The 6,215-nt window shown below is 63.7% G+C and carries 4 protein-coding genes; 1 reads left to right on the top strand and 3 read right to left on the bottom strand.

What is annotated here, in order from left to right:
• Positions 1 to 354 precede the first annotated feature (354 nt).
• From J7367_RS16910 to J7367_RS16900, 3 genes are all read right to left on the bottom strand, one after another.
• The gene (locus J7367_RS16910; RefSeq protein ID WP_007966464.1) at positions 355 to 2,082 is read right to left on the bottom strand and encodes a cation acetate symporter; all 1,728 of its coding nucleotides are present in this window, start codon (positions 2,080 to 2,082) and stop codon (positions 355 to 357) included.
• A complete protein-coding gene (locus J7367_RS16905) occupies positions 2,079 to 2,396 on the bottom strand; it encodes a DUF485 domain-containing protein (RefSeq protein WP_007966466.1) in 318 nt (105 codons plus the stop codon). The genes J7367_RS16910 and J7367_RS16905 overlap by 4 nt, the downstream gene beginning before the upstream one ends.
• 86 nt (positions 2,397 to 2,482) lie before the next feature.
• Positions 2,483 to 3,865 carry a DcaP family trimeric outer membrane transporter gene (locus J7367_RS16900; protein WP_007966468.1) on the bottom strand — a complete coding sequence of 461 codons (1,383 nt, stop codon included), beginning with the start codon at positions 3,863 to 3,865 and terminating at the stop codon, positions 2,483 to 2,485.
• A 295-nt stretch (positions 3,866 to 4,160) separates the two neighbouring features.
• On the opposite strand from J7367_RS16900, the gene acs reads away from it, so the two are divergent.
• Positions 4,161 to 6,104 carry an acetate--CoA ligase gene (gene acs / locus J7367_RS16895; RefSeq protein WP_057659227.1) on the top strand — a complete coding sequence of 648 codons (1,944 nt, stop codon included), beginning with the start codon at positions 4,161 to 4,163 and terminating at the stop codon, positions 6,102 to 6,104.
• Positions 6,105 to 6,215 lie beyond the last annotated feature (111 nt).

Below are 6,215 nucleotides of genomic sequence, written 5' to 3'. Positions count from 1 at the left end.
TTGTTCAGACCTTCCTTAGTCACTTTCCATGACTTAATTTCGTCGGCCAGATGGCGGTTTGCTACCAGGGCGCAGCGATGGCGCACGCAACGAACGACATGTCCAACATGTGTCGGCCAGGGCCGATGGCCTGGTATCTCCCGGCATAAAGACAAAGACGAGGTGTCGACACTCGGCCTGCGCAGGGCATGCGTGCGAGCACCACCACGCCTGCGCGGCCACCCGGGCCGGGGCGCTGCGGGCATCTCGCACACTTCCCTGGCCGGGCCGCGAGAACAGCGGCGGCGTTACCAAAACGCAGAACGCCGGCACTGGGCCGGCGTTCTGCGATCACATCAACCACCAACCCGTCGATCAGTGACCGGAGGCGCCACTGGCACCCAGGCCGGTTTCGGCACGGATCTGCTGCGCCTTGAAGGCGGCGCGTTCGTTGGCTGCCTGCGGGCTGCGATCCAGCACGGAGAACAACCAGATGCCGACAAAACCAATCGTCATCGAGAACAGCGCCGGCGAGGTGTACGGGAACGGCGCCGAGCCGGCCGCATTGCCCAGCGTGTCCACCCATACCGACGGCGACAGGATCGTCAGCACCAGCGACGAGATCAGGCCGAGGAAACCGCCGATCACTGCGCCACGGGTGGTGCAGTTCTTCCACAACAACGACAGGATCAGCACCGGGAAGTTGGCCGAGGCGGCAATGGCGAAGGCCAGCGACACCATGAAGGCCACGTTCTGCTTCTCGAACACGATGCCCAGCAGCACCGCGATCACGCCCAGCACCAAAGTGGTGGCACGCGAGACCTTGAGCTCCGAACCCGGCGCCGGGTTGCCCTTCTTGATCACCGTGGCATACAGGTCATGCGACACCGCCGAGGCGCCGGACAGGGTCAGGCCCGCCACCACCGCCAGGATGGTGGCGAAGGCCACTGCCGAGATGAAGCCCATGAACACGTTGCCGCCCACCGCGTTACCGACCAGCACCGCCGCCATGTTGGCCGCACCCTTGCCGCCATGGATGGTGCCGGTGGCAACATCGGCGAACTGCGGATTGGTCAGCACCAGTGCGATCGCACCGAAGCCGATGATGAAGATCAGGATGTAGAAGTAGCCGATCCAGGTGGTGGCCCACAGCACCGACTTACGCGCCTGCTTGGCATCGGGAACGGTGAAGAAGCGCATCAGGATGTGCGGCAGGCCCGCGGTACCGAACATCAGCGCCATGCCGAAGGAAATGGCCGAAATCGGGTCCTTGACGAAACCGCCCGGTCCCATGATCGACAGGCCTGCTTTTGCCGCATCCTCCGGCGAAGCGCCACCGCTGGCCGCGACCGCGGTTTTGACCCGCACGCCTTCGGCAAACAGCGCCTCGAAGCTGAAGTTGAAATGCCACATGATCGCCACGGCCATGAAGGTGACGCCGGTCAGCAGCAGCACGGCCTTGATGATCTGCACCCAGGTGGTGGCGGTCATGCCGCCGAACAACACGTAGATCATCATCAGCACGCCGACCAGGGTCACCGCCACCCAGTAGTCCAGGCCGAACAGCAACTTGATCAGCGCACCGGCACCAACCATCTGTGCGATCAGATAGAACAGCACCACCACCAACGTGCCCGACGCCGCAAAGCTGCGGATCGCCGTCGGCGCGAAGCGGTAACCGGCCACATCGGCGAAGGTGTACTTGCCGAGGTTGCGCAGGCGTTCGGCCATCAGGAAGGTCAGGATCGGCCAGCCGACCAGAAAACCGATCGCATAGATCAGGCCGTCGTAGCCGTTGGCCATCACCGCAGCGGTGATGCCCAGGAACGAGGCCGCCGACATGAAGTCGCCTGCGATCGCCAGGCCGTTCTGGAAACCGGTGATGCCACCGCCAGCGGTATAGAAGTCAGCGGCCGACTTGGTCTTGGCCGCCGCCCATTTGGTGATCCACAGGGTGGCCAGCACGAAGAAGCCGAACATGGCGATCGCCACCCAGTTGGTGGGCTGCTTGTCGACCTGGCCCAGGTCGCCGCCGGCTGCCAGCGCGATGCCGGCGGGCATCAGGCCGGCCAGAATCAGGAGAAGGCGCGAGTACTTGCTCATTTGCGGGCTTCCTCCAGGATCTGCGCGGTCAGCTGGTCGTAGGTGTTGTTGGCGCGACGCACGTAGATGGCGGTAATGAGGATGGTGAATACCATCACCCCGATCGCGATCGGAATGCCGATCGAGGTCACGCCGGCACCGATCGGCTTGGCGAGGAATTCCTTGTCGAAGGCAATCAGGCCGATGTAGCCGTAATAGGCCAGCAACATCAGCACGGTGAGTGTCCAGCCCAGCGAATTACGCTGACGCTTGAGTGCGTGATACTTCGGATTGGCGTCGATCTTGGCGATCAACGCGTCATTCGAGACGGTCATGGTCTGTCTCCTGATAGAGCGCTGGTAAGACATAAGGCGGCGATGCCCGCTCCACCGCAGTGGAGCAGGCCGCCAGTGGCAGAACGCTAGAAGCTGTATTTGGTGGTGAACTGCAACCGCGAGATGTCGCCGCTGTCACCGTTTTCGGCTTCGCGACGGCCATACATCAGCTCGGCGCCGACATCCACCTTCGGCAACGGCGAATAGAACACGTTGGCGCGAACGCTTTGCTGGGACTTGCTGGCAAGCCCACCGGTATTGGCGATGTCGTGGTCGTAGTTCACGCGCGAATACATGAGGGTGCTGCGCAGTTTGGCGTTGTAGTCGTGGCGCCACGCCACCCAGCCGGCAATCGTGCTGACGGTCTGGATATTGCCGTCGATGTCGATCTCCACATCCGAGCCGTTGCCCAGGCCCAGATAGCGTCCCAGGCCCTCGCCGTAGCTGAGCTGGTAACGCAGATCGTTTTTGGAGTTGATGATCCAGCGACCGCCGCCGGCGATGGCGCCGCCGAAGTCGGTGTCGTTGGTCAGCGCGCTGCGGGTGCGGTACTGACGCGCAATGGCCGACAGCCCGAACGTGCCCCAGGTGCCCTTCCAGTTGTAACGCGCGGTCAGGTCCGGCATCGCGCCATGATCCGAGGCCAGGATGGTGTTGCCGCCCTGGTACGGGGTGGTCAGCGTCTCGGGGTTTTCGGCCGACACGCTGAAGGCGCCGCGGGTGTAGCGGATCTGGGTCTGACGGCTGAACAACGCACCGTCGGTCGGTCCGACGATGTCGGCGGCCTCGGGCAGGATCGTGGAATCGATGAAGTTGGACCAGGTCTGGCCGGCCAGCCAGTTGTTCCAGCTCACGTAGGCGTGGCGCAAGGTGCCGCCGTACAGATTGTTGACCTGGTTGGCCAGCGCGTTGCCGAAGAAATCCAGTTCGATGAAGCCGGTGATCTTGTCGCCGTTCTCGGTGACCGTGTCCACGCCCAGGTTGAAGCGCGAGAACTTGGCATGGAAGTCGGTGTCGGTGCTCGAGGCCTGGCCACCGACCGGCGTCTGGGTCGGGATGTACAGGTAACGCCCCACCGCACCTTCAGGCAATGCGCCGTCGGAGGTACGGGTGGTCATGAAATCGGCCTTGATGAAACCACCGTAACGGAACGTTGTCCCCGCCGCTGCGTTCGGTGTGATGCTGGTCAGCTGGATCGGCCGCTTGCCCGCCGGTACCGCAGGCGCGGCCGGTGCCTGCGCCTGCGCGGCACGCACCTCGGTCACCTGGGTCTGCGTCTGGGCGATCTGGCCCTGCTGTTGTTGCTGCGCAGAGACCAGCAGCTGGACCTGACGCTCGAGCTCGGCAATACGGGCTTCCAGCGCCTTTTCCTTGGCCGTTTGCGCGAACGCCACGCCCGGCAGGATGCTGGCCACAAACAAGGCAGCCGCCAACGGATGGCGCACCAGCGGTGCAGTACGGTGTCTCATGAACCCTCTCCCCAATGAAGGCCTCGCGCTTGATGGCGATGCTGTGCGGAGCGTGAGGCAGTCCGCGCTTCGGAGCCTATTCGCCTTTGGTCGTAGCTGCAACGCAGCATTCCGCAAGATGACCGATGGTCGCACCGCAGCACGTCAGGCATGTGCGTTGGCGCACTCACCAGGGTTACGACCATGGTCTAAGGCGCCGTTGACCGCCGGGACAGAATGGATGCGGCACACTGATTGTCTACCGAGGGCAGCCGCAACGCCCTCTTCCGACAAGTTCATTGCAAGTGAGGGTGCCATGGCTGATGTTTATCCCGTCGATCCCGCGTTCGCCGCCGATGCGCGCGTGACGCGCGAGCAGTACGCCGCGCTGTACCGCGAATCGATCGAACACCCCGAGCAGTTCTGGGGCAAGGCCGCGCAGCGGCTCGAGTGGTTCAAGCAACCCACCCAGATCAAGGATGTCAGCTATGCGCTGGACGACTTCCATATCCGCTGGTTCGGCGATGGCGAGCTCAATGCCAGCGTCAACTGCCTGGACCGCCAGCTGGCCACGCGCGGCGACAAGACCGCGCTGCTGTTCGAACCAGACAGCCCGGATGCGCAGTCCTACCCGGTCACCTACCGCGAGTTGTACGAGCGCGTCTGCAAGCTGGGCAATGCGCTGCGCAACCTGGGCGTCAAGAAGGGCGACCGTGTCACCATCTATCTGCCGATGATCGTCGATGCTGCCGTGGCCATGCTCGCCTGCGCGCGCATCGGTGCGGTGCACTCGGTGGTGTTCGGCGGCTTTGCCGCCAACTCGATCGCCGACCGCGTGATCGATTGCCAGAGCAAGCTGATCATCACCGCCGACGAAGGCCTGCGTGGCGGCAAGAAGATTCCGCTCAAGGCCAATGTCGATGCTGCGCTGAAGATTCCCGGCACCAACACGGTGGAAACCGTGCTGGTGGTGCGTCATACCGGCGGCGCAGTGGAGATGCAGGCACCGCGCGATCGCTGGTTCCATGATGTGGTCGACGGCCAGCCGGCCGCGTGCGAACCCGAGCGCATGAACGCCGAAGACCCGCTGTTCATCCTCTACACCTCCGGCTCCACCGGCAAACCCAAGGGCGTGCTGCACACCACCGCCGGCTACCTGCTGTTTGCCAGCTACACGCATGAAGTGGTGTTCGACCTGCGCGAGGACGACATCTACTGGTGCACTGCGGACGTGGGCTGGGTCACCGGCCACAGCTACATCGTCTACGGCCCGCTCGCCAATGGCGCCACCGCGGTGATGTTCGAGGGCGTGCCCAATTACCCGAACGTGTCGCGCTTCTGGGAAGTGATCGACAAGCATCAGGTCACCATCTTCTACACCGCACCTACTGCGATTCGCGCGTTGATGCGCGACGGCGAGGCGCCGGTCAAAAAGACCTCGCGCAAGAGCCTGCGCCTGCTCGGCAGCGTCGGCGAGCCGATCAATCCGGAAGCCTGGCGCTGGTATTACGAGGTGGTCGGCGACAGCCGTTGCCCGATCGTGGATACGTGGTGGCAGACCGAAACCGGCGGCATCCTGATCTCGCCGCTGGCCGGCGCGGTCGATCTCAAGCCGGGCTCGGCCACCTTGCCCTTCTTCGGCGTGCTGCCGGCGCTGGTCGATGCCGAAGGCAAGATTCTGGAAGGCGCCACCGAAGGCAACCTGGTGCTGCTCGATTCCTGGCCGGGCCAGATGCGTAGCGTATATGGCGACCACCAGCGTTTCATCGACACCTACTTCCGCACCTATCCGGGCAGCTACTTCACCGGCGACGGCTGCCGCCGCGATGCCGACGGTTACTACTGGATCACCGGCCGCGTGGACGATGTGATCAATGTCTCCGGGCACCGCATCGGCACCGCCGAAGTGGAAAGCGCGCTGGTCTCGCACCCCAAGGTCGCCGAAGCGGCCGTGGTGGGCTTCCCGCACGACGTCAAGGGCCAGGGCATCTATGCCTACGTCACCCTGATCGCGGGCGAGACCCCGAGCGAGGACCTACACAAGGAATTGGTCAGCTGGGTGCGCAAGGAGATCGGCCCGATCGCCTCACCCGATCATCTGCAGTGGGCGCCCGGCCTACCCAAGACCCGCTCGGGCAAGATCATGCGCCGCATCCTGCGCAAGATCGCCGAAAACGCCCCTGACCAGTTGGGCGATACCTCCACGCTGGCAGATCCGTCGGTGGTGGATTCGCTGGTCAATGAGCGTCTGGCGCGCTGACGCGCTGAAGGGCCGGGATTAGGCATTCGGGATTGGGGATTCGCACAAGCGGGTTTCCAATCTTTTCCATTGTCCTCTCCGGATCTGCAATGTCGAACAGCGATGCGTGCG

The organism is Xanthomonas sp. D-36-1 (genome assembly GCF_017746155.1).
Taxonomy (GTDB): Bacteria; Pseudomonadota; Gammaproteobacteria; order Xanthomonadales; family Xanthomonadaceae; genus Xanthomonas; species Xanthomonas cissicola.
The sequence above is the reverse complement of the archived record's forward strand: the minus strand, read 5'-3'. Positions and strand labels throughout refer to the sequence as shown.

Coding starts and splice junctions, on each gene's coding strand:
- J7367_RS16905 (WP_007966466.1), bottom strand. CDS start 2,396: ATGACCGTCTCGAATGACGCGTTGATCGCCAAGATCGACGCCAATCCG.
- J7367_RS16910 (WP_007966464.1), bottom strand. CDS start 2,082: ATGAGCAAGTACTCGCGCCTTCTCCTGATTCTGGCCGGCCTGATGCCC.
- J7367_RS16900 (WP_007966468.1), bottom strand. CDS start 3,865: ATGAGACACCGTACTGCACCGCTGGTGCGCCATCCGTTGGCGGCTGCC.
- acs (WP_057659227.1), top strand. CDS start 4,161: ATGGCTGATGTTTATCCCGTCGATCCCGCGTTCGCCGCCGATGCGCGC.